Origin of the sequence: Burkholderia sp. Tr-20390, from assembly GCF_017104595.1 — a bacterium.
Lineage (GTDB): Bacteria > Pseudomonadota > Gammaproteobacteria > Burkholderiales > Burkholderiaceae > Burkholderia.
Genome location: NZ_JAAGPC010000015.1, coordinates 37,638 through 59,718 on the forward strand (window position 1 = coordinate 37,638; position 22,081 = coordinate 59,718).

The window sequence follows — 22,081 nt, forward strand, 5'->3', positions numbered from 1 at the left end:
TTCGCCATGAGGCGGCCGCGCGCGGCGCGCTGCCTGCGGTCGGATGACCGAGCGTCATTTCTGCGCGGTCAGGTTGTCGTGGTTGTCGGGCTGCGGCTTCTTCTCGCCGCCATGCACCGAAATCCCATGCAGCTCCTTGTTGCGTGCGACGAGCTCGCCGGTCGGCGGGTACTGCGTCTTGCTCACCGGCACGACGCCGTCGTGCTGCGCCTGCTTCAGTTCATTGACGACCTGCGTGCGGGTCTTGCCCTGCGTCTGCGTCTGCGCGGATGCGGCCTGCGTGGCCATGCCGAGCGACAGCGTGGCGGTGACGAACAGTGCGGCGAATTTTGCGGTTTTCATCGAGTGCTCTCCTTGATCAGGGCCGCCGGGTGGCGAACCATGGACCCAGTATGCGAAAGCAGCCGTGCGTGATCGTGATCGCGAGATGAAAAATGCGTCAGATTGCGTGATGAGGAGAGGCGCCGTTCGGACGCGACCGGCATGACGGATTCGTCATGTTCGCGTCATGGGCGCGATGAGCGGGAAGCGGAACATGAAGGTTGCCGATGGCCCGTGTGGCTGGCGGCATTCATGCCGTTCGCGATAGCTGTATGGAACGCGGGCGGCCTTGTTCTGACTTTCACAATGGACTTGAAAATTGCCCCGTCCCGCCATTCGCCTAGCCTTGATCGCAGTCCTGATCGTCCCGTTGTTCGCGGGCTGCACATCGACGCGTTCCGGCACCACGCCGACTTCGCAGGCCACACCGGCCGCCGCGAAAAAGCCGGTGCCGACCGATCTCATGCCCGGCGAGCAGATCGATTACGCCGGGCATCGCTGCGGCAATCCGAATCTGTATGTGAAGACGCATAACTGCCTGTTCCCGCAACGCAATTCAACGCCTTGATCGTCGGCGCGCGATCAAAAAAAGGCCCGGCACTCGACGTGTCCGGGCCTAACGCGTGACGTGCCGTGCGGCAGCGACTCGCTTGCGTGGTCTGGAACGGGCGCTACCCGTCACGTTTCCGATCGTAGCGATGCGACGCTTCGCGAACCTGATCGGAACATGAAATTTTCGTCACGTGGCGCGCGTCATGCCGCCGTGGTCAGAACCGGTGGCGCAACCCGAGATTGACGATGCCTTGCGTGCGCGTTCCGCCATAGCCATACGACCCGATCGACGCCTGCGCCGTTTGCGTGCCGCCGTCGAGCGTGCGCTGTTCGCCGCTTGCGCGTTGCCATGCCCCGACCGCGTAGAGGTCGGTGCGCTTTGACAGCACGTAGTCGGCGCCGGCGGACACCTGATGGTAGGTCGCGCTCGTGTCGCCACGGACACGCGTGTAGCTGTAGCCGACGCCGACGAGCAGGCTGGGTGTCGCCTGATAGTTGAAGAAGCCGCGCGCGGTGTCGTACTTCTGCGTGCTACGAAACGCGGACATCGCATCGGCCTTGTACAGTGCATTGCTGTAGTCGATACCGACCGCGAACGGCGCGAAGTTGTAGCGCAACGCGCCGCGCGCGATGCCGATCGATTTCGCGGAGATATAGCCGCCGTTGACCAGCGACCCGTCGAACGTGCCGTCGGACGTGCCGTTCCAGCCGGTGCGGATGCCGTTGGCGAGCGACGAGCGATTGGCCGCGTAGTAATAGCCGCCCGCCGCGTCGACCGGGCCGTTGCTGTACGACAGGCCGGCCGACCAGGTTTGCCCGGCGCCGCTTTTGCCGGCCACGCCGCCGAGCGCGTACATCCCGACGAACTGGAGTCCGTTGATCACGGGCGACGTGTATTTCACCGCGTTGTCGGTGCGCGACGACGTGTCGTAGTTGTCGACGTCGCCGGGTGTCGCGTAGACGCTGCCGAAGTAGAAGTCGCCGGTGACCGGCCATGCGACGTCCGCGAGCGCGTCGTACTGGCGGCCGAGCGTCAGCGTGCCCCAGCGCGCGCTGTCGAGGCCGACGAATGCCTGCCGGCCGAACATCCGGTTGCCTTGCCCGAGCGCGCCGGTGTTCGGATTGAAGCCGTTTTCCAGCGTGAAGATCGCCTTCAGCCCGCCGCCCAGGTCTTCCGCACCCTTCACGCCGAAGCGGTTGCCCAGCAGGTTGCCGTTGCCGAGGCCGACGAGATTCTTGCCGTCCGCGCTGGCGTTCCATACGTACGTCAGCGACGTATCGAACAGGCCGTATAACGTGACTTCCGATGCGTGTGCCGCGTGCGTGGTCGCGAGCAGCGCACCCGACATCATGGCGAGCCGAACTGGAGTTTTCATGGTTTTCCCCTGGAATTCAAGATGATCGTTTCGTGCATCGGTCGATTCCGTGCCGCGCGGGGTGCAGGCGGGCGCGGAATGTCGCGATGGCGCTGCCGATTCTGGAAAGCGTTCGGATCGTGAAGGTGAGGGACAAATGAGAAAAATGTCATCGCCGCGTCATGCGTGCGAAAACGCGTCATGTATTTTCATTCGTAGTGCGATGCAGGGAAGGTCGCGGTGGTGACGAAACCGTCATGCTGCGATCACGATTCCGCACCGCTGCCGGCTCAAAGTGAACGCTCCCGTCACGGATTTCCAGCAAGGAGCGAACAACATGAACATTCCGCGACCGATGATCGTCGTCGCCGCTGCCGTACTGTCGATGGCGGCCTTGTCTCAGGCAGCGGCCGCGCAGCAGAAGACCCGGCAGGAGGTCCGCCAGGAACTGGTGCGTGCGCGCCACGACGGCGTGATCCCGAGCCCGAATCACGACTACCCGGCGAGCCCGGCCGCCGTCGCGCGCAACCAGGCGATCCATCGCGCGACGGTGCATCGCGGGGAGATGGCACCGCTGGTCGATGCGCACGACAACCGTTTTGCGGTGCGTTGATCGTTCATTCGCGGCCGGCCGGCACGATGCCCGTTGGCCGCAACCTCACACGAAGAGGAGAGTGCCATGCGCCATTTCGCGAAAGGAATCGTGCTCGCGGCGTGCCTGATGTCGACGGCCGCGATGGCGGCCGGCTGGCCGGAGCGGGCGTTGTCGCACGCGTCGGCGCATGACGTCGGCCGGCGCGCGAACGAGCGGATGCGCTGCGAGTTCGCGGCCGTGCCGGCCGGCGAGTGGAGCGCGACGTTCACGCGCGGGCAATGCGAGGTCGACAACGGCCGGCTGACGTTCGTGCCGGCCGATGCAGGCGGCGAATCGACTGTCGCCGAGCAGCGGATCGTGCTCGGCGACGTCCGCACCGCGTCGCATCAGTCACGCAAGCTGAAGGAGCAACTGCAACTGACGACACGCGACGAAGTGATCGCGTTGAACGTGCTGACCGACGACGGCAGCCGCAAGTCGCGCGAACATGCGATCGACCTGTGGGCCGCGCTGCGCAGCGAAGGCGTGACGCCTGTCAACGGTACGCGCATCGTCGAACCGTATCCGACGGGCGCGACGACGTGGTAGCCGGCGCGCGGCCGCGCCTGCTTATCCTGCCTTCACCGATCCTTCGATCAGGAAGAATACGATGAAGCCGATGAAGAACGCGGCGGTCGCGAACGGCGTTTCAGGAACCTCGTGCGCTTCGACCAGCAGTTCTTCGGTGACGAGGTACAGCAGCGCCACGGTGCCCAGCCCGAGCAGCGCTGCGTAGATATTGGATGGGAGTCCGGCGAATGCCGCGTTACCGGCCACGGCCGCGATGCTCAGCAGCGCCGCGAGCCCGACCGGGACGACGATCGACAGCAGGCGGCCGATGCCGGCGGCCGCGAGCGCCGCGCTGACCGACAGCGCGAGGAACAGTACTTCGAGTGTCAGCGCGACGGTCAGGATGATGCCGCTTTCGTCGCTGGCGGAGAACGCGATGCCGAGCACGAGGCCGTCGATGACGAGGTCGATCGCGGTGACGATGATCAGGCTCACGGGCAGCCGCGCTTGCTCGAAGCGCGTCTCGATCGCGCCCGACAGCGCACGGATCGCGAGCATCAGCGCGATGCCGAGCACGAAGCCGACGACGACCGGAAACAGCGCATGTGCGCGGTCCTGCGGCAGCAGTTCGAGCGCGGCGGCCGCGAACACGATGCCGCCGGTGAAATGCTGGATGACGCTCGACGTTTTCGGGCCGGGTGCGCGCCAGGCGGCCGCGAGGGCGCCGAAGCAGGCCGCCAGCAAGGGCGGTAACGTGAGCAGCGCGAGCTTCGCGGTCGGTGTCATGAGGCCTCTCGGACGGTTGGCGTACCGCAGCGGGCTCAGCGTCTGGCTCTCCGGCTGCTTGGTACGGGTGGTTCGTACACGCCGGGCGTTACCCCGGCACCATCCGGGGATTGAACACCTTGAAGCCGCTTCAAGGTCAACACATTCGAGGCAGGGCGCACCGGCAAGCCGGCGCGCCCGTTTCCGTCAAAGCTGCGCGAGCGCCTGGTCGAGATCGGCGAGCAGGTCGTCGATATGCTCGATGCCGATCGACAGCCGCACGGTTTCCTCCTTCACGCCGGCCTTCGCGAGTTCGGCGGGCGACAGTTGCCGGTGCGTCGTCGATGCCGGGTGCGTCGCGAGCGATTTCGTGTCGCCGATGTTGACGAGCCGCGTGAACAGCTTCAGCGCGTCCTGGAACTTCGCGCCGCCGTCGCGGCCGCCCTTCACGCCGAATGTCAGGATGCCCGGCGCGCGGCCCGACAGGTAGCGCGCGACGAGCGGATGGTCCGGGTGATCGGGCAAGCCCGCATAGTTCACCCATTCGACGTTTTCGTGGCGCGCGAGGTGCTGCGCGATCTTCAGCGCGTTGTCGCTGATGCGCTCGACGCGCAGCGCCAGCGTTTCGATGCCTTGCAGGATCTGGAACGCATTGAACGGTGAAATGGCCGCGCCCATGTTGCGCAGCGGCACCACGCGTGCGCGGCCGATATAGGCAGCCGGCCCGAACGCTTCCGTGTAGACGACACCGTGATAGCTGACGTCGGGCTCGTTCAGCCGCTTGAAGCGGTCCGCGTGCTCGGCCCACGGGAACTTGCCCGAATCGACGATCGCGCCGCCGAGGCTCGTGCCGTGCCCGCCGAGATACTTCGTCAGCGAATGCACGACGATATCCGCGCCGTGCTCGAACGGGCGCAGCAGATACGGCGACGGCACCGTGTTGTCGACGATCAGCGGGATGCCGTGGCGATGCGCGACTTCCGCGAGCGCCGCGATGTCGGTGACGTTGCCGAGCGGGTTGCCGACCGATTCCGCGAAGATCGCCTTCGTGCGCGCGTCGATCAGCGGCTCGAACGACGCGGGGTCGCGCGGATCGGCGAAGCGCGTCGTGATCCCGTATTGGGGCAGCGTATGCGCGAACAGGTTGTAGGTGCCGCCGTACAGCGAACTCGCGGACACGATGTTGTCGCCGGCTTCGGCGATCGTCTGGATTGCGTACGTGACGGCCGATTGTCCCGAGGCCAGCGCCAGCGCGCCGATGCCGCCCTCGAGCGCGGCGATCCGCTGCTCGAGCACGTCCGTCGTCGGGTTCATGATCCGCGTGTAGATGTTGCCCTGGACCTTCAGGTCGAACAGGTCGGCGCCGTGCTGCGTGTCGTCGAATGCGTACGCAACGGTCTGGTAGATCGGCACGGCGACCGCGCGCGTGGTCGGGTCGGGACGATAACCGCCGTGTACGGCGATGGTTTCGAGGCGCCAGTTCGATGCGGCCTGATCGGTCATGGGTGCTCCGTCTGTTGTTGTGGTGGTCGAGCGATTATAGGAGCACGTGCGCCACTGCCTTTAGAACGAATGGTTTGTTGCTTATGGCAGGGCGGCGCATAAAATGCCTGTTCCGCAAACAAGGGGCGCTCGATGAATCAGGATCATTGGAACCAGGTGGATGCGTATTTCTCCGCGACGCTCGTGCCGTCCGACGACGTGCTCGACGCCGCGCTCGCGGCGAGCGACGCAGCGGGTCTGCCCGCGATCAACGTCGCGCCGAACCAGGGCAAGCTGCTGCAACTGCTCGCGACGATCCGCGGCGCACGGCGGATTCTCGAGGTCGGCACGCTCGGCGGCTACAGCACGATCTGGCTCGCGCGCGCGTTGCCGCCGGGCGGCTCGCTCGTGACGCTCGAACTGAATCCGGAGCATGCGAAGGTCGCGACGCAGAACATCGCGCGTGCCGGGTTCGCGGAAGTCGTGACGGTGGTGGTCGGCAGCGCGAAGGACAGCCTCGCGCGGCTCATCGACGCGGGCGAAGCGCCGTTCGATTTCATCTTCATCGATGCCGACAAGGACAACAACCCGGCCTATCTCGACGCGGCACTGAAGCTGTCGCGGCCCGGCACGGTGATCGTCGTCGACAACGTCGTGCGCGGCGGGCGCGTGGCCGATCCGGGCAATCACGAACCCGACGTGGTTGGCGTGCGCGACGGGTTCGCGCGTCTCGTGGCCGCACCGAATCTCACGACGACCGCCGTGCAGACGGTCGGGCAGAAGGGCTGGGACGGGTTCTCGATCTCGATCGTCGGCGCGTGACGTGGTGCGTCAGCGCGGGCTGGCTGCCGCATCGGCCCGTCGATACAGGCGTGGCCACTGATCGTCGAACAGGCCGTTGCATGTGCCGTGCGTGGCGATATCGCCGAGCATGAAGCGCCGGCCGTCGAAGATCCACGATGCGGTCGATCCGCAGTCGCCGGCACTGCGCAGCCTCACCTTGCTCGACAGCGTCGCGCTGGCGGGATCGTAGCCGGCGTCGGTCAGTTCGTTCGCGAAGGAGGCCGAATCGAGTCCCGCGTTCGCGTTCTCGCCGAAATTCATCGCCGTCGGAGAGTAGGGCGCCGTCCGTCGCACGCGATACCACAGGTCGGTGTGGTTATACATGCTGCTCGTCTGGCACGGTATCGCGACCAGCGCTTCGTCGGCGGAAATCGCCACGGCGCGCGATGCCTTCCTGCGATCGCTCGCCGGCATTTCGTCTTCGACATCGGCCGCACATTGCTTCACGTCGCCGCTGAACTTCGCGAGCACCGCGTCGACGAGCGGGCGTTGCTCGGCGGCCGACAGGTCCGCGACGGCCGGTGCCGGCGTGACGGCGGGCGGGAGTGCCGGCGCGGCCGGCACCGACGACGCGGGCCGGGTGCCTGGGCGCAGCAGGGCCGTGACGGTGCCGACACGGCCCTGCGTGTCGTCGATCAACAGCAGCGCGGCATTCAATCCCGTCAACGGCGTGCGGGCGGTTTGCGCCGATGCCGGATCGCCGAAGCTCAGCAGTTGCGCATTGCGCGACGCGGCGAGCCAGGCGGCAACCGTTGCAGGATCGTTGGTACGGATCCGGAACGGGTGCGCTTCGTCATCGTCCGGCTTGCCGCCGAACGCATGCCATTGAGCCGCCATTGCATCGAACGGGCGGCCATCCACGCGTGCAGTGCGCAGGTCCAGCGGCGCCGACGCGTAGAGGTCGAGCGAGGCTTGAGCATCGGGGCCGGCATCGCGCGTCACGCGCAGGATGAGGCGGGCGCGGGCGTCGTCGATATCGTCGGCATGGCTTTCGGCAATGCAGCGGTTGCCGTTGTCGCAGACGACCGACCAGTTCTTGAAATCGCGCTCGACCGGCGGCCGCGCGAGCGGGCGAGCCTGGGCAACGATCGGGGAAACGGCGAGGAGGGCGGCGATGGCGAGCGAAAGACGGTGCGACATGACGGTTCGTATCGACTGTGGATGGGCGGGCGGAAGACGTCGGGCTGCAAGCGCATCGTCAGCAAGCGGGGCAGGTCGAAGGCTGCGGCGCATGCGGCGGCGCGCTTTGGCGAACGGCATCGAGTATACCGCCGCAATGGGCTGCAATCGTGACGGCGACGCGTAGTGTGCAGGCACGTTCATTGCGGGCCTGCATTGATCGGACGAGTGCGGATGCGGAAAACGGCGCGACACCCAAACGCATCGCGCCGTTCACTTTTCATCGATCGTCGACCACGTCGCGCAGGAACGCGTCGAGCATCGCCACGTCACCCCACGGCCGCTTGTATTCGCGATCGTGTTCGGCATCGGCGAGCATCGTCTCGACGAGCGCGTGGATCGCCGGCCGGCGCGGCCCGTACTCGCTTTCGTTCGCGCTCATCTTCAGCGCGAGCAATGCGTCGAGTTCCGCGCGCACCGCCGGCTCGTGCACGGTGCCGTCGACGAGATCCGCGAAGCGCATCGGCGGCATCCCGAGCCCCATGTCGATCCAGCGTACCGCGAGCAGCGGCCGCAGCACGTACAGGTACTTCTTGTAACGCACCGTGTCGCCTTGCAGATAGCCGCGAAAGTTCTTCTTCGCCATCGCGAGGTAGTGGTGACGCCCGCGCACCGGCGAGAAGAACGCCGACGCGAGCGACCTGAGCCGCGGCGCCCAGCGCGCGTCTTCGCGATACACGACGGGCGAGTCGAGCCATTCGAGCAGCGTCGGGTTCGAGCGGTGCAGCAGTTGCAGCGCCTTGCGCAACTCCCAGCCGCTGACGTCGAGCTCGTCGTCGAGCGGCCGCTCGATCACGTCGCGTTGCGGTTCGACGCTCAGGTACCAGTCGCGCCGGTGCGCATACACGAAGCGCACGTCGTAGTCGCTGTCCGGCGATGCGAAGCCCCAGCCGCGGCTGCCCGATTCGCACGCGAACAGCACGCTCACGTCGTGGCGGCGCTCGACTTCCGCGAGTTCCGCCATCACGCGCGCCCGCACGGCCGGATCGACCGGATGTGCACTGCGCACGGTCGTCATTTTTTCCGTTTTCATTGTTGTCGTTTCCCTTTCGTTGTGCGCGGCCGCCGGCCATCGGCCGCGCACCGCGCTATCCTTTCACGCACACCACCTGGCGCAGCGTATGCACCACTTCGACGAGGCTGCGCTGGGCCGCCATCACCGCGTCGATGTCCTTGTAGGCCATCGGGATTTCGTCGACGACGCCCGAGTCCTTCCGGCATTCGACGCCCTGGGTTGCCTTCACCTGGTCGTCAACCGTGAAGCGGCGCTTTGCTTCGGTACGGCTCATCGTCCGGCCTGCGCCGTGGCTGCACGAGCAGAAGCTGTCCGGGTTGCCGAGCCCACGCACGATGAAGCTCTTCGCGCCCATCGAGCCCGGAATGATCCCGAGCTGCCCTTTCTGCGCGGACACCGCACCCTTGCGCGTCACGAGGACGTCTTCGCCGAAGTGGCGTTCGCGCTGCACGTAGTTGTGGTGGCAGTTCACCGCGTGTTCGTCGACCGAGAACGGCTTGGCGATCACGCCGCGAGCCGCACCGATCACGGCGTCCATCATCGCCTGCCGGTTGCGGCGCGCGTAGTCCTGCGCCCAGCCGACCGCTTCGACGTAGTCGTCGAAGTGGCGGCTGCCCTCGGTGAAATACGCGAGGTTGCGATCCGGCAGGTTCGCGATGTGCTGCCGCATGTCGGCCTGCGCGAGTTCGATGAACAGGCTGCCGATCGCATTGCCGACGCCGCGCGAGCCGCTGTGCAGCATGAACCACACGTGGTCCGCTTCGTCGACGCACACTTCGATGAAGTGATTGCCGGTGCCGAGCGTGCCGAGATGCGCGTAGTGGTTCGTCTTTTCCAGCTTCGGATACTTGTCGACGATCCGCTGGAAGCCCGGTTGCAGCGACTTCCACGATTCGGTCACGGCGGCCGGCGTGCGGTCGCCCCACGCGCCCGGATCGCGGCGGCCCGGCGCGCGGCCGTGAGGCACCGCGCGTTCGATCGCGCTGCGCAGCCCCGCGAGCGAATCCGGCAGGTCGGATGCCGTCAGCGTCGTGCGCGCGGCCATCATCCCGCAGCCGATGTCGACGCCGACCGCCGCCGGAATGATCGCGCCCTTGGTCGGAATCACGCTGCCGATCGTCGAGCCCTTGCCGAGGTGGACGTCCGGCATCACCGCGACGTGGCTGAAGATGAACGGCATCTGCGCGGTGTTGCGCAGTTGGGCGCGCGCCTCGTCTTCAACGGCCACGCCTTGCGTCCACATCTTCACCGGCTTGCCGTTCGCCAGTTCCATTACCTGGTAATCCATTTCACTCATGTTCATCACCTTGCTACTTTGTTCATGAGGCACGGCGCGCGTGCGCCGTGCCTGATCATGCATTACGCGCCCTTGATGCTGACGAGTCCGTTCAGCACCTGGTCGAGACCGCCGAACACCGAGATGCGGTCGATCCGTTCCGCGACGCGCTCGAGCGTTTCCAGCTCCTTGAGCCGCAGCGCGGTCGGGTTTTCTTCCATCACCTTCGCGGTGTTCAACAGCGAACGCGTGGCCGCCGTTTCCTCGCGGCGACGAATCACGTTCGCCTGCGCGGATTTCTCCGCTTCGACCACCTGCGCGAGGATCGTCTTCATGTCGCCCGGCAGCACGATATCCTTCACGCCGACGCTGCGCACGTCCACGCCCGAATGGCCGAGGCGGGCGCGCACCTGCGTGATCACGACGTCGTCGATCGACTGCTTGTCTTCCAGCAGTTCGTCGAGCGAGCGCGTGCCGACGGCCGATCGCAGTGCGAATTGCAGTTCGCGGTACAGGTGCTCGACCGGCTTCTGCAGCTGGCCGAACGCGTGCAGCACGTCCGCATAGCACCACGTCGCCGACAGGTTCAGCCGCAGCGCGACCTTGTCGCGCGTCAGGATTTCCTGTCCGCCGACTTCGATCGCCTGCAAACGCAGGTCGACGAGCTCGACCGCGACGTCGCGGTTGAAGCGCCAGAACGCCGCTACGCCCGCGTCCAGCAACCGCTCGATCTTGCCGTCGATCTTCAGCACGCCGACGTGGTACGCCGGCACCTGCGCCAGCAGCACGCCCGTCAGGCCCGCCACACCGCGTGCACGCAGCGCCGGTTGCGCGATGCGCTTCACGAGCGCGGCCGGCAGCAGGCTGTCCTGCGCGAGATCGACGCGTTCGAGACGGTGCGCGGTCAGGCCGCGCCAGTACAGCCGGCGCGTGCCCGGCGCCAGGATCTCGACGAGCACGTCGTCTTCGTAGCGCAGGCCCGCTTCATCATCGGCGAGATCCATCGCGACGAAGTGCTGCGCGAGCACGTCCGGCGCGTCGTGACGCAGGTAATCGGCCAGTGCCGCGTCGGCGAGCGGCGCGTCGAGACGCGCGGTCTGCACCGACAGGCGCTTGAACGGATCGAAGGCCTTGAACACGCCCGGTTCCAGCACCTTCACGAAATCGCCCTCATTCATCAGCAGCGCGCGTTCGTTCTTTTTCACGACATGTCGCATCCACATATTCTTGTCCTTTTCTTCATTGACCGCCGGGTGACACGCATCGTGCGGATCGCGGGGCGACGCAACCGGGCGGGCGGCGCGCTGGCCCGGCGTCGACGTGCACGGCGACGCATCCTGCATTGCGTCGTCGTGCGCGTTCGCGCGGGCCGTGCGGCCGTCCGGCCGATCGCGCGGAACCGCAACCGGTCCGACGCGCGGCGGGCCTTGCGGCCCGCACCGGCGGGTACTGCTTCTATCAAGAGACTGTCCTTGCGGACAGTGTTCGAGCGGGATTCGAACCCGCTACACACCGGCTTGCGCCGGCTGCTCTACCCAAATGAGCTACCGAACGGAGGGCGCCCCGGGACTCGAACCCGGGCGAAGTTCCAGTACGCGCCCGTTTGCCTTCGTCTGCCCATGGCGACATGCGCTGCCGCGACGAACCAGGTTCGGCGGCGGCGCACCAGCAGGGCTTTGTGAACCCTGACTCGTGGGCCAGCGGGACATCCGGCGCTTTCTATTTAGCGAGGAGCGTGCCAGCGGGTGATTCGCTACTCGAGAAAAATCTCAAGCCATTGAAGTAAAAGGGGAAATTATTTTTATTCCGGGATGAATCTGAATCTCCGGTGGTGGCTCGATCCGGAGTATTCGATACAATCGGATCGCTTCTTATCCTATGAGATAAATATGCGAAGGACTGTTGCGATCGGTTTTCTCGGTACCGTGCTCGACCAGGGCGGCGGCTCGCAGCGCCGATGGCGCAACTGGCGGCCGACGATTTCGCTGTGCGAGCAGCGCGACACGCCGATCGACCGGCTCGAACTGTTGCACTCGCCAAACTACGCGCGTCTCGCGAACCGCGTGAAGCAGGATCTCGAGCGTGTGTCGCCGCACACCGACGTGCGGCTGATCCCGATGGAGATTCGCGATCCGTGGGATTTCGAGGAGGTCTACGCCACGCTGCACGATTTCGCGCGCGCCTATCCGTTCGATCTCGACCGCGAGGACTACCTGATCCACATCACGACGGGCACGCACGTCGCGCAGATCTGCTGGTTCCTGCTGGCGGAGGCGCGCTACCTGCCTGCGCGTCTCGCGCAGACGGCGCCGCCGCAGAAGACCGACGAAGGGCCGAGCGGGCCCGGCACGATGTCGGTGATCGATCTCGACCTGTCGCGCTACAACCGCATCGCGCAGCGCTTCACGCGCGAACGCGACGAAACGGTGTCGTTCCTGAAGGCCGGCATCGCGACGCGCAACGCGCGCTTCAACGCGCTGATCGAGCAACTGGAGCGCGTGGCCGTGCGTTCGCGCGCGCCGATGCTGCTGGTCGGGCCGACGGGTGCCGGCAAGTCGTTTCTCGCGAAGCGCGTGTACGAGCTGAAGCGCGGCCGTCATCGGCTCGCGGGGCCGTTCATCGAGATCAACTGCGCGACGCTGCGCGGCGACGCGGCGATGTCGACGTTGTTCGGTCACGTGAAGGGCGCGTTCACGGGCGCGCAGTCGGCGCGGGCCGGGCTGCTGCGCGCGGCGGACGGCGGCCTGCTGTTTCTCGACGAGATCGGCGAACTCGGGCTCGACGAACAGGCGATGCTGCTGAAGGCGATCGAGGAGAAGCGTTTCCTGCCGGTCGGCGCGGACGTCGAGGCGACCAGCGATTTCGAGCTGATCGCGGGCACGCACCGCGACCTGCGGCAGATGGTGGCGGCCGGCACGTTCCGCGAGGATCTCTACGCGCGGATCAACCTGTGGACGTACGAACTGCCGGGGCTGGCCGAGCGGCGCGAGGACATCGAGCCGAACCTCGAATTCGAACTCGACCGTTTCGGCCGCGAGCAGGGCGAGCAGGTGCGGTTCAACGTCGAGGCGAAGCGGCGCTATCTCGCGTTCGCCGCGTCGCCACGCGCGGCGTGGGCCGGCAACTTCCGCGAGCTGTCCGCATCGGTCACGCGGATGGCGACGCTGGCCGATGCGGGGCGGATTACCGAAGCGCTCGCCGAGCAGGAAGTCGAACGGCTGACGCGCACGTGGTCGTCACCGGGCGGCGCGGAGGCGTCCGATTCATGTGTCGACGCGGTGTTCGGTGCGCGTGCGGCCGAACTCGACCTGTTCGACCGTGCGCAGCTCGAACGCGTGCTGGACGTGTGCCGCATGTCGGCAAGCTTGTCGGGGGCGGGACGCACGCTGTTCGCGGTGTCGCGGCAGAGCAAGAAGCAGCCGAACGATGCGGACCGGCTGCGCAAGTATCTGGCGCGATTCGGGCTGGATTGGGACGGGGTGCGGCAGGCGCTCGACGGAGCGTGACGCGTACGGCGGCGCGGGTGCCGCGTGCAGCTGGAGCACGCGGCACGCGGCCATTGAGCGGGAAGGGTTACGCCGCCGCTGCCTCGTGAAACGGCGCCAGGAATGCCCACTCCGGCTGCGCAGCCGCCACATCCGCGAGCCCGCGCGCGAATGCGTGCGCCGGTAGCCACGGATAGCCGAACGCCGCGTGCAGTGCATCGAGTTTCACCGACTGCGGATCGTCGATCGTATCCATCCGGTCGATATGAATATGCAGCGCGGCAATCCGCGCGGCGTGTTCGCTTTCGCCGTTGCCCGCGAACTGCCAGCGGTACGTGCCATGCCCGATCCGCAACGCGCCATTGTCCTTCTGGCGCATCACGACGAGCCACGACATCCCGCTGGCACCCGCTGAGTCGACTTCGGGTGCCGTGCAAACGTAATAGGTCCGGCAGCGTTCGAACCGCTCGCCGAATTCCTCGACCAGCGTGCGCGCAATCGCAGCCGCGCCCGTCACGCGCGGCGGAAAATCGATATCGTCGTTCGCGAGCGAAAAGCTCAGTTCGGCATCGGCCGCGAAGCAGTCGGCGATCAGCGCGGGCCGGTTCAGGTCTTTCGCGCGCAGATAGCACTCGAGCAGCGCGCGAACCGTTGCGGGATGAAGCGGAAAGGGCATGGACGCGCCTCCTGTATCGGGAAATCGGGACACATTCGCCGGCCGGGCCTGGCCAGGGGCGGATGTGCCTTTGCCGTATAATTTCGTTTCAAAGCTAAATTCGCATGACCGTACGGAGCGTCGAAGTCATGGCCAAGCAGCAAGAGGAGTCCGTTCTGACCATTACCAACCCGGCCTGCCTGATCGACGGCACGGACACGGAATTTCGTCACCTGATCAACGGGCTGCTGCCGTTCGCGGCCCGCCTGCTGTCGGTGCGCGACGGCTTCGGCTCGCTGATCGGCCTCACCGGCATCCAGTATTCGCTGCTCGTCTCGGTTTCGCATCTGTCGCACGACGATGTCGTGACCGTCAATCGCCTCGCCGATCACCTGCACCTGAGCGGCGCATTCGTCACGATCGAGACCGGCAAGCTGAAGAAGCTCGGCCTGATCGACAAACGCTCGGACCCCGACGACAAGCGCAAGATGCGGCTCACGGTCACGCCGGCCGGCTCGAAGCTGCTGAAGGCGTTCGCCGATACGCAGCAGCGCATCAACAACGTGCTGTTCGAGGGCGTGACGAAGACCGAATTCAAGGCGCTCTGCTCGGTGATCGACCGCCTCGTCACCAATGGCGACCGCGCGACGCTCGATCTCGCCCACCTGATCGCGCGCCAGGAAAAAGGCTGACGCGCGCGAGCCGCAGGCCCGCCCGCCCGCGCTCGCCGGCCGGCCTGACGCATCGGCCGTGCTCAGTGCGCGGCCCACTCGATCGTATTCAGGTCGACCCCTTCGAGATGCATGTCCCACAGCGGGCTCAGCTCACGCAGCTTGCCGACCGTGTCGCGCACCTGCGCGATCACGCTGTCGACTTCGGCTTCGGTCGTGAAGCGGCCGAGCGTGAAGCGGATCGAGCTGTGCGCGAGCTCGTCGCTGCGGCCCAGCGCGCGCAGCACGTACGACGGCTCCAGCGATGCCGACGTGCACGCGGAGCCTGACGACACCGCGACGCCCTTGATTCCCATGATCAGCGACTCGCCTTCGACGAAATTGAAGCTGACGTTCAGATTGTGCGGAATCCGGCGGGTGAGATCGCCGTTCACGTAAACCTCGTCGAGTGTCGACAGGCCGGCCAGCAACCGGTCGCGCAAGGCGCCGACACGGCGGCTTTCTTCCGCCATCTCTTCCTTCGCGAGCCGGAACGCCTCGCCCATCCCGACGATCTGGTGCGTCGGCAGCGTGCCCGAACGCATCCCGCGCTCATGGCCGCCGCCATGCATCTGCGCTTCGATCCGCACGCGTGGCTTGCGGCGCACGTACAGCGCGCCGATTCCCTTCGGGCCGTAGACCTTGTGTGCGGTCACCGTCAGCAGGTCGACGTTCAATGCATTCACGTCGACCGGAATCTTGCCGGCCGCCTGCACCGCGTCGCAATGGAACACGATGCCGCGTGCGCGGCACAGCGCACCGATCTCGGCCACCGGCTGGATCACGCCCGTTTCATTGTTCGCGAGCATCACCGACACCAGGATCGTGTCGGCGCGCAGCGCCTGCTGCACGGCATCGAGATCGAGCAGGCCGTCTTCCCGCACGTCGAGATACGTGACGTCGAAGCCCTGGCGTTCGAGTTCGCGACACGTGTCGAGTACGGCCTTGTGCTCGGTCTTCACCGTGACGAGGTGCTTGCCCTTGCCCTGGTAGAAGTGCGCGGCACCCTTGATCGCGAGGTTGTTGCCCTCGGTCGCGCCGGACGTCCACACGATTTCGCGCGGGTCGGCGCCGAGCAATGCGGCGACGTGCGCGCGCGCTTCCTCGACGGCCTGCTCGGCCGCCCAGCCGTAGCTGTGGCTGCGTGACGCCGGGTTGCCGAACTGCTCGTGCAGGAACGGCACCATTTTGTCGACCACGCGCGGATCGACGGGCGTCGTCGCGCTGTAGTCCATGTAGATCGGACGGGATTGCATCGATGCGGCTCCGGAAGACGGTGTCTCCCGCGGTGCCCGAAAGCACCGGGGAACAGGGTAGCCGCAGTGTACGTGGACATTCCCGGACGTCGCGCAACATCCATCCCGCCAGTAGGGTTGTCTTTCAAACAAAGCTTTCAAGTTCAGGGTTTACGACAGCTTGAACCTGCCTTTGTGTTTACATTTAATAAAAGCTAAATAACAAAGCTAAATAATGGTGCTTTGTTGGGCCGGATTCCACTGCGGAATCCGGCGATGCAACCCAAGGAGGACGAGATGAGCGAGAACCCTGCCGGAACCGGCGCGGGCGCCGACGAGCAGCGGCGCTTTCGCACGGCACTGTCGATGTTCGCGACGGGCGTCGCGGTGATTACCGCCCCGCGCAAGGAGGGGATGCCGATCGGCATCACGGTCGCGTCGTTCAATTCGGTGTCGCTGGATCCGCCGCTGATCCTGTTCTCGGTCGACCGTCGCAGCCTGAGCCTCGGCGACCTGGCCGGCGCGGAAGGCTATGCGGTCAACGTGCTCGACGAGACGCAGCAGCACCTGTCGAACTGCTTCGCGAAGGCGAACGGCGACAAGTGGGGATGGCGTGCGGACGCAGCCGATGACGATGGCGCCGTGCTGCTGCCCGACGCGCTCGCGACATTCGAATGCGAACCCTATGCGCAGTACGACGGCGGCGATCACGTGATCTTCGTCGGCCGCGTGACGCGGCACTGCGCGCGTTCGGAAGGGCGCCCGCTGATCTTCTTCGGCGGCCGCTACCGCACGCTCGACGGCATGCACGCGCCGTCTGCCTGACTGCAATCCACGTTTCATTCCACCCTGGAGGACACCATGATCAAGAACGGGACTCAGCACATCGCGTCGCTGCGCGACGGGCGGCAGGTCTACCTGAACGGCCAGCCGGTCGGCGACGTGACCGCGCACGCGGCATTCCGCAATTCGATCCGCAGCTACGCGAGCCTGTACGACTACCAGGCGCGCGACGAGAACGTCGAGAAGATGACGTTCGTCTCGCCCGACTCGGGCAACCGCGTCAGCCGGATCTGGCAACTGCCGACGTCCTATGACGAACTCGTCGAGCGCCGTGCCGCGCTGGAAGCGTGGTCGGAGCTGCACTACGGCTTCATGGGGCGTTCGCCGGATCACGTCGCATCCTGTCTTTCCGGCATGTTCATGGGCGCCGACGTGTTCGAGCAATACGATCCGGCGCGAGCGGGCGCGCTGCGCGACTACTACCGCCATGCGCGCGACAACGACCTGTTCCTGACCTACGTGATCGTGAATCCGCAGGGGAACCAGTCGAAGTCCGCACACGAGCAGGAGGACAAGTACCTCGCGGTCGGCATCGTCGATCAGGATGCCGAAGGCATCACGGTGCGCGGCGCGAAGATGCTCGCGACGAGCGGGATCATGGCGAACGAGGTGTTCTGCAGCTGCATCCAGCCGCTGCGCGAAGGCGACGAGATGTACGCGCTGTCGTTCGCGGTGCCGATGAACGCGAAGGGCATGAAGATCCTGTCGCGCAAGTCGTACGAGGAGAACGCGACGTCGGTGTTCGACAACCCGCTGTCGAGCCGCTTCGACGAGAACGACGCGGTGCTGTATTTCGACGACGTGAAGGTGCCGTGGGAGCGGATCTTCGTCGCCGGCAACACCGCGATGTGCGCGAAGCAGTTCCACGCGACGCCCGCGCACGTGTACCAGAACTACCAATGCCAGGTGCGGCTGATGACGAAGCTGCGCTTCCTCGTCGGGCTCGGGTTGAAGATCTCCGAGGTCAACGGCACGAATACGTTCCCGCAGGTGCGCGAAACGCTGGGCCAGCTCGCGGCCGAAGCGTCGATGGTCGAGGCGTGGGTCTACGGGATGGAAGCGAAGGGCACCGTCGTCAACGGTTTCTACGTGCCCGACCGCAACATGCTGTACGGCTCGCAGGTCGTCACGCAGCAGCTCTATTCGAAGGTGCTCAACACGCTGCGCGAGCTCGCCGGCGGCGGAATGATCATGCTGCCGTCCAGCGTGCGCGACTTCGAGAATCCCGACCTGCTGCGCATCATCGAGAAAACACAGAAGTCGCCCGTGTGTTCGTCCGAGGAGCGCGTGAAGTTCTTCAAGCTCGCGTGGGATGCGGTCGGCTCCGAATTCGCCTCGCGCCACAACCAGTACGAGCTGTTTTATGCCGGCGCGTCGTTCGTCACGAAGGGGCACGCATATCGCACGTACGACTGGCAGCGCGCGTCGCATCTCGTCGATTCGATGCTCGGCAGCTATTCGCTGAACCAGGAACTGTCGACGCCGCGCGCCGCCTGACGCGTCGCCTTGCATCCGATTCATCCGCTATCGCCACAGGAGAGACAGATGGCCATCAACAAGCTTCACGACGAATTCCATACGCTGGACATGCAGCGCGACTGGCGGCTGCCGGAAGGCTATGACCCCGCGTCCGGCGCGCAGGAGCTGATCCTGTCCGGCGCGCTCGACACCGAGCGCAAGCGCGGCAGCCGCACGCGCCTGTTGCGCCTGCCGGCCGGGCTGCATACGAAGAAGCCGTTCGTGCACGACTACTGGGAGGAGGTGTTTCTCGTCGAGGGCGACCTGACCGTCGGCAACGACGAGCACGGCAACGGCGGTACGCCGTTCAAGGGCTACACGTACGCGGTGCGTCCGCCCGGCGCATGGCACGGCCCGTTCAAGTCGAACGGCGGCTGCGTGCTGCTGGAGATCCACTACTACGACCCGGCGTAAGCCCGGCCGATCCACGACACACGGCGGGCGGCAGCGCGCAGCGCGTGCGCTGCCCGCCACGAGGAGCATTCGATGAAAACCATCACGTTCGCGATCGACGGTCGCGACGGCCGCACCGAGCGCGCGATCGCGATCGACACGCTCGTGATCGCGGGCTGGACCGGCCGCGACACGGTCGCCATGGAGAAGCACATCCGCGAACTGGAGGAACTCGGCGTCAAGCGCCCGGCGACGACGCCCATGTTCTACCGCGTCGCGGCCGATCGCCTCGATCCGTCGCCCGCGATCCAGGTATCGGGCGGGCAGAGCAGCGGCGAAGCGGAATTCGTGCTGCTGCGCGACGGCGGCGAGACCTTCGTCGGCATCGCGTCCGACCACACCGATCGTGAAGTCGAGACTTACGGGATCACCGTGTCGAAGCAGATGTGCGGCAAGCCGTGCGCGAACACGCTGTGGAAATACGACGACGTGGCCGGGCACTGGGATCAGCTCGTGCTGCGCGCGTACGCGACGATCGACGGCGAGCGCGTGCTGTATCAGGAAGGCAAGGTGACCGCGATGCGTGCGCCGGACGATCTGCTCGCGCAGTTCGCGCGCCATGACGGCCGCTTCGTCGACGGCACCGCGATGCTGTGCGGCACGCTCGCCGCGATCGGCGGCATCCGGCCGGCCGAGCGGTTCGAGGTCGAGCTGGAAGATCCGGTGCTGGGCCGTACGCTGCGGCATGCATATGCGGTGGACGCGTTGCCCGTGGCGGGCTGATGCGGCAGCGGCACGCACACGCACTCAGGCGCGGCAGATCGCGATGATCTCCGCGCTGGTCGCCTCGTCGAACGGCGCGTGCTGCCAGTCGCCGTACCAGTCGGCCGACGCGAATCCGGCTGCGATCACGCGCGCCTGCAGGTCGGGTTGCGCGATGAAACGCAGCCGGCTCGTGTTCGTCAGCACCGTGCCGTCGAGACGAAAGCCGTAGTGCGTGTCGAACGTCACGATCGCACCCTCCATCGAGCGCACCGCATGATGAAGATCGACGATGCCCGCTTCGCGCGACTCGACGCTGCGTGCCGAATGCTCCTGCGTCCATTTACGCCACGGCTGGATGCGCGGATTGCGGGTGTCGAACAGGAAGCGGCCGCCGTCGGCGAGCACGCGCCGCACGCCGCGCAGTGTCGCGTCGATTTCGGTGTCGGTCAGCAGGCACTGGAACGCATGCCCGGTCATCACGACCGCATCGAACGGTGGTGCGCCAGGCGGCAGGCTGTCGAGCCCGCATGCGAGCCAGTGCACGGTGTCGGCGCCGGGCTGGCGTCGGGCATATTCGATCATCGCCGGCGCGGGGTCGATCGCGACGGCGTCGTGTCCAGCCGCCGCCAGCCGGCGCGCGAACGTGCCGGTGCCGCAGCCGAGATCGAGGATGCGTTGCCGCGCGGCACCGATCACGGCGGTGTAGAACGCAAAGTCCTGGTCGCCCGCGTTGAACAGGTCGTAGAGCGCGACGAGGCGCGGGTCGGTGTAAAGGGCTTCGCCGGCGGGCGCGGCGGCAGACGTCATGCGGCTGCGCGTGTCAGCGCTGCTGCACCGCCACGCGCAGCCCGAGCGCGATGAAGATCGAGCCGATGATCTTCCCCTGCCAGCGCGTGAGCCACGTGAGCCGCTTCACGATGCGGCCGAGCGGGCGGATCGAGCACGCGATCAGCGTCGTGTAGAGCGAGCTGAGCACGACGAAGATCAGCCCGAGCACCGCGAACTGCACGAACGTCGAGCCGCGTTCCGGATGCACGAACTGCGGCATGAACGCGAGGAAGAACAGCGCGGTCTTCGGATTCAGCACTTCGGCGGGAATCGCCTGCAGGTACGCCTTGAGCGGCGTGACCGGTGACACGCTCGGCAGCGACGGATCGGACGGCTTCTCGATCAGCGCGCGCACGCCGAGATAGATCAGGTACGCGGCGCCGACCACCTTCACGACATTGAACGCGAGCGCCGACGTCATCAGCAGCGCCGACAGGCCGACGGCCGCGAACAGCGTGTGCACGAAGTCGCCGCTGGCGACGCCGAGGCCGGTCAGGATGCCGGTCTTGCGGCCACCCTGCACGGTGCGGCTCAGCACGAGCAGCACGGCGGGGCCGGGAATCAGGAACAGGCCCAGGACGACGGCCGTGAAGGTGGTCAGCGTGGTCAGGTCGAACATGGCGGCTCCGGCAGGTGGGCGCAGCGGCGGGGGATCGGGGCATTGTATTCGTTTCGGCGCGCGACCGCAGACGCCGCCCGGGCACCGGCACGGCCGGATCAACCCCTTTCTGGTATAAGCACGAAAAGGCGCGCGGGCAGCGCGTCCGGCTTCCCTCCTCATCTACCGTTTCATGAGCCAGCTTCCACCGACCACCGATCCCGCAGCGGATGACGCAGTCTTCCACGTGCCGCGTCCGCTCGTCGTGTTCGGCGGCTCGGTCGTCGAGCCCGAATGGCTGCACGAGCGGCACAGTCATCCGCAGGCACAACTGCTCTACACGCTGAGCGGCGTGATCTACTGCGAGATCGACGGCGGCGTGTGGAGCGCGCCGCCGCAGTGCACGGTGTGGATTCCGGGCGATGTCCCGCATTCGGCGCGCGGCTCGGCCGGCGCGACGTTCTACGCGGTGCTGGTCGAACCCGACGCCGCGCTCGACCTCCCTGCGCGCTGCTGCACGCTGTCGGTGTCGCCGCTGCTGCGCGAGCTGCTGCTGAAGGCGGCGAGCTTCCCGAACCTGTACGACGTCGACGGGCCGCAGGGGCGGCTGATGGCGACGCTGCTCGACGAACTCGTCGCGGCGCCGGTCGAGGATCTGTACCTGCCGATGCCGGCCGACCGGCGGCTGCGCAAGCTGATCGACCATCTGCTCGACGATCCGGCCGACAAGTCGCCGCTGGCCGAACTCGCGCGGCGCGTGGGCATCAGCGAGCGCAGCCTGACGCGGCTCGCGGCGAAGGAGCTCGGGATGAGCGTCGGCGACTGGCGCCGGCGGCTGCACGTCGCGCTGTCGCTGCGAATGCTGACGGCGGGCCGCCGCGTGCACCAGATCGCGATCGATCTCGGCTACGAGAGCGCGAGCAGCTTCGTGACGATGTTTCGCAAGGCGACCGGCAAGTCGCCGACGCAATTCCTGACCGACCGGCAACGCTGAGCGATGACGGCCGTGCCGCCACGTGTGCGCGATTGGCCGGATTGAGCAAGCGGTTGGCCGGGACGATAAATGACGCCGCAGGCCTCGATCCATAAAATGAGAATTGTTCTCATCTGGAGGCCGAC

At 66.4% G+C, this 22,081-nt stretch carries 23 protein-coding genes and 1 tRNA gene; 11 read left to right on the forward strand and 13 right to left on the reverse strand.

What is annotated here, in order from left to right:
* Positions 1-54 precede the first annotated feature (54 nt).
* Positions 55-342: a DUF4148 domain-containing protein gene (locus G3N98_RS06980; protein ID WP_089474308.1), complete on the reverse strand. Its 288-nt coding sequence runs from the start codon at positions 340-342 to the stop codon at positions 55-57.
* Positions 343-667: 325 nt separating this feature from the next.
* On the opposite strand from G3N98_RS06980, the gene G3N98_RS06985 reads away from it, so the two are divergent.
* Positions 668-889, forward strand: a complete 222-nt coding sequence (locus G3N98_RS06985; protein WP_179257713.1) for a hypothetical protein — start codon at positions 668-670, stop codon at positions 887-889.
* A gap of 199 nt (positions 890-1,088) precedes the next feature.
* Here the strand turns inward: G3N98_RS06985 and G3N98_RS06990 are convergent, their stop codons facing one another.
* Positions 1,089-2,249 carry a porin gene (locus tag G3N98_RS06990; protein ID WP_206147732.1) on the reverse strand — a complete coding sequence of 387 codons (1,161 nt, stop codon included), beginning with the start codon at positions 2,247-2,249 and terminating at the stop codon, positions 1,089-1,091.
* Between the two features lie 316 nt (positions 2,250-2,565).
* On the opposite strand from G3N98_RS06990, the gene G3N98_RS06995 reads away from it, so the two are divergent.
* Positions 2,566-2,841, forward strand: a complete 276-nt coding sequence (locus tag G3N98_RS06995; protein WP_206147733.1) for a DUF4148 domain-containing protein — start codon at positions 2,566-2,568, stop codon at positions 2,839-2,841.
* A gap of 66 nt (positions 2,842-2,907) precedes the next feature.
* Positions 2,908-3,411 carry a hypothetical protein gene (locus G3N98_RS07000; RefSeq protein WP_206147734.1) on the forward strand — a complete coding sequence of 168 codons (504 nt, stop codon included), beginning with the start codon at positions 2,908-2,910 and terminating at the stop codon, positions 3,409-3,411.
* A 21-nt stretch (positions 3,412-3,432) separates the two neighbouring features.
* On the opposite strand, the gene G3N98_RS07005 is transcribed toward G3N98_RS07000, so the two are convergent.
* Both G3N98_RS07005 and G3N98_RS07010 read right to left on the reverse strand, forming a co-directional pair.
* Positions 3,433-4,158, reverse strand: a complete 726-nt coding sequence (locus tag G3N98_RS07005; RefSeq protein ID WP_089443120.1) for a hypothetical protein — start codon at positions 4,156-4,158, stop codon at positions 3,433-3,435.
* A 186-nt stretch (positions 4,159-4,344) separates the two neighbouring features.
* Positions 4,345-5,640 (reverse strand): aminotransferase class I/II-fold pyridoxal phosphate-dependent enzyme, encoded by a 1,296-nt coding sequence (locus tag G3N98_RS07010; RefSeq protein ID WP_011356015.1) that lies wholly within the window; start codon positions 5,638-5,640, stop codon positions 4,345-4,347.
* A 132-nt stretch (positions 5,641-5,772) separates the two neighbouring features.
* Here G3N98_RS07010 and G3N98_RS07015 point away from each other — a divergent pair, with 132 nt between their 5' ends.
* The gene (locus G3N98_RS07015; RefSeq protein WP_206147735.1) at positions 5,773-6,441 is read left to right on the forward strand and encodes an O-methyltransferase; all 669 of its coding nucleotides are present in this window, start codon (positions 5,773-5,775) and stop codon (positions 6,439-6,441) included.
* 9 nt (positions 6,442-6,450) lie between these two features.
* Here the strand turns inward: G3N98_RS07015 and G3N98_RS07020 are convergent, their stop codons facing one another.
* From G3N98_RS07020 to G3N98_RS07040, 5 genes are all read right to left on the reverse strand, one after another.
* Positions 6,451-7,602 (reverse strand): DUF1176 domain-containing protein, encoded by a 1,152-nt coding sequence (locus tag G3N98_RS07020; protein WP_206147736.1) that lies wholly within the window; start codon positions 7,600-7,602, stop codon positions 6,451-6,453.
* Positions 7,603-7,861: 259 nt separating this feature from the next.
* A complete protein-coding gene (locus G3N98_RS07025; RefSeq protein WP_175236941.1) occupies positions 7,862-8,674 on the reverse strand; it encodes a nucleotidyltransferase domain-containing protein in 813 nt (270 codons plus the stop codon).
* 55 nt (positions 8,675-8,729) lie between these two features.
* Positions 8,730-9,953, reverse strand: coding sequence for an RtcB family protein (locus G3N98_RS07030; RefSeq protein WP_071333674.1), 1,224 nt, complete (start codon positions 9,951-9,953; stop codon positions 8,730-8,732).
* Between the two features lie 62 nt (positions 9,954-10,015).
* Complete coding sequence (locus tag G3N98_RS07035; protein WP_089475621.1) at positions 10,016-11,155, reverse strand: slipin family protein; 1,140 nt, start codon at positions 11,153-11,155, stop codon at positions 10,016-10,018.
* A gap of 258 nt (positions 11,156-11,413) precedes the next feature.
* Positions 11,414-11,486 (reverse strand) — tRNA-Cys (locus G3N98_RS07040).
* A gap of 335 nt (positions 11,487-11,821) precedes the next feature.
* On the opposite strand from G3N98_RS07040, the gene rtcR reads away from it, so the two are divergent.
* A complete protein-coding gene (gene rtcR / locus G3N98_RS07045) occupies positions 11,822-13,438 on the forward strand; it encodes an RNA repair transcriptional activator RtcR (RefSeq protein ID WP_206147737.1) in 1,617 nt (538 codons plus the stop codon).
* Positions 13,439-13,505: 67 nt separating this feature from the next.
* Here the strand turns inward: rtcR and G3N98_RS07050 are convergent, their stop codons facing one another.
* Entirely contained in the window at positions 13,506-14,093 is a 588-nt protein-coding gene (locus G3N98_RS07050; RefSeq protein WP_206147738.1) for a nuclear transport factor 2 family protein, read from the reverse strand.
* 128 nt (positions 14,094-14,221) lie between these two features.
* On the opposite strand from G3N98_RS07050, the gene G3N98_RS07055 reads away from it, so the two are divergent.
* Positions 14,222-14,764 (forward strand): MarR family winged helix-turn-helix transcriptional regulator, encoded by a 543-nt coding sequence (locus G3N98_RS07055; RefSeq protein WP_069252868.1) that lies wholly within the window; start codon positions 14,222-14,224, stop codon positions 14,762-14,764.
* Positions 14,765-14,826: 62 nt separating this feature from the next.
* Here G3N98_RS07055 and G3N98_RS07060 read toward each other — a convergent pair whose 3' ends face one another.
* Complete coding sequence (locus G3N98_RS07060) at positions 14,827-16,038, reverse strand: IscS subfamily cysteine desulfurase (protein WP_206147739.1); 1,212 nt, start codon at positions 16,036-16,038, stop codon at positions 14,827-14,829.
* Positions 16,039-16,293: 255 nt separating this feature from the next.
* Here G3N98_RS07060 and G3N98_RS07065 point away from each other — a divergent pair, with 255 nt between their 5' ends.
* The 4 genes from G3N98_RS07065 (at position 16,294) to G3N98_RS07080 (ending at position 19,554) form a co-directional block, all read left to right on the forward strand.
* Positions 16,294-16,842, forward strand: coding sequence for a flavin reductase family protein (locus G3N98_RS07065; RefSeq protein WP_206147740.1), 549 nt, complete (start codon positions 16,294-16,296; stop codon positions 16,840-16,842).
* 36 nt (positions 16,843-16,878) lie between these two features.
* Positions 16,879-18,357, forward strand: coding sequence for a 4-hydroxyphenylacetate 3-hydroxylase N-terminal domain-containing protein (locus tag G3N98_RS07070; RefSeq protein WP_089474319.1), 1,479 nt, complete (start codon positions 16,879-16,881; stop codon positions 18,355-18,357).
* Between the two features lie 48 nt (positions 18,358-18,405).
* Positions 18,406-18,792, forward strand: coding sequence for a hypothetical protein (locus G3N98_RS07075; RefSeq protein ID WP_011356002.1), 387 nt, complete (start codon positions 18,406-18,408; stop codon positions 18,790-18,792).
* Positions 18,793-18,864: 72 nt separating this feature from the next.
* Positions 18,865-19,554 carry a DUF2848 domain-containing protein gene (locus tag G3N98_RS07080; protein ID WP_206147741.1) on the forward strand — a complete coding sequence of 230 codons (690 nt, stop codon included), beginning with the start codon at positions 18,865-18,867 and terminating at the stop codon, positions 19,552-19,554.
* Between the two features lie 24 nt (positions 19,555-19,578).
* On the opposite strand, the gene G3N98_RS07085 is transcribed toward G3N98_RS07080, so the two are convergent.
* Together G3N98_RS07085 and G3N98_RS07090 are read right to left on the reverse strand one after the other, a co-directional pair.
* Positions 19,579-20,343: a class I SAM-dependent methyltransferase gene (locus tag G3N98_RS07085; protein ID WP_206147742.1), complete on the reverse strand. Its 765-nt coding sequence runs from the start codon at positions 20,341-20,343 to the stop codon at positions 19,579-19,581.
* A gap of 13 nt (positions 20,344-20,356) precedes the next feature.
* Positions 20,357-20,983 (reverse strand): LysE family translocator, encoded by a 627-nt coding sequence (locus G3N98_RS07090; RefSeq protein ID WP_069250940.1) that lies wholly within the window; start codon positions 20,981-20,983, stop codon positions 20,357-20,359.
* 172 nt (positions 20,984-21,155) lie between these two features.
* Between G3N98_RS07090 and G3N98_RS07095 the strand changes: the two genes are divergently transcribed.
* Complete coding sequence (locus G3N98_RS07095; protein WP_089474324.1) at positions 21,156-21,956, forward strand: helix-turn-helix transcriptional regulator; 801 nt, start codon at positions 21,156-21,158, stop codon at positions 21,954-21,956.
* Positions 21,957-22,081 lie beyond the last annotated feature (125 nt).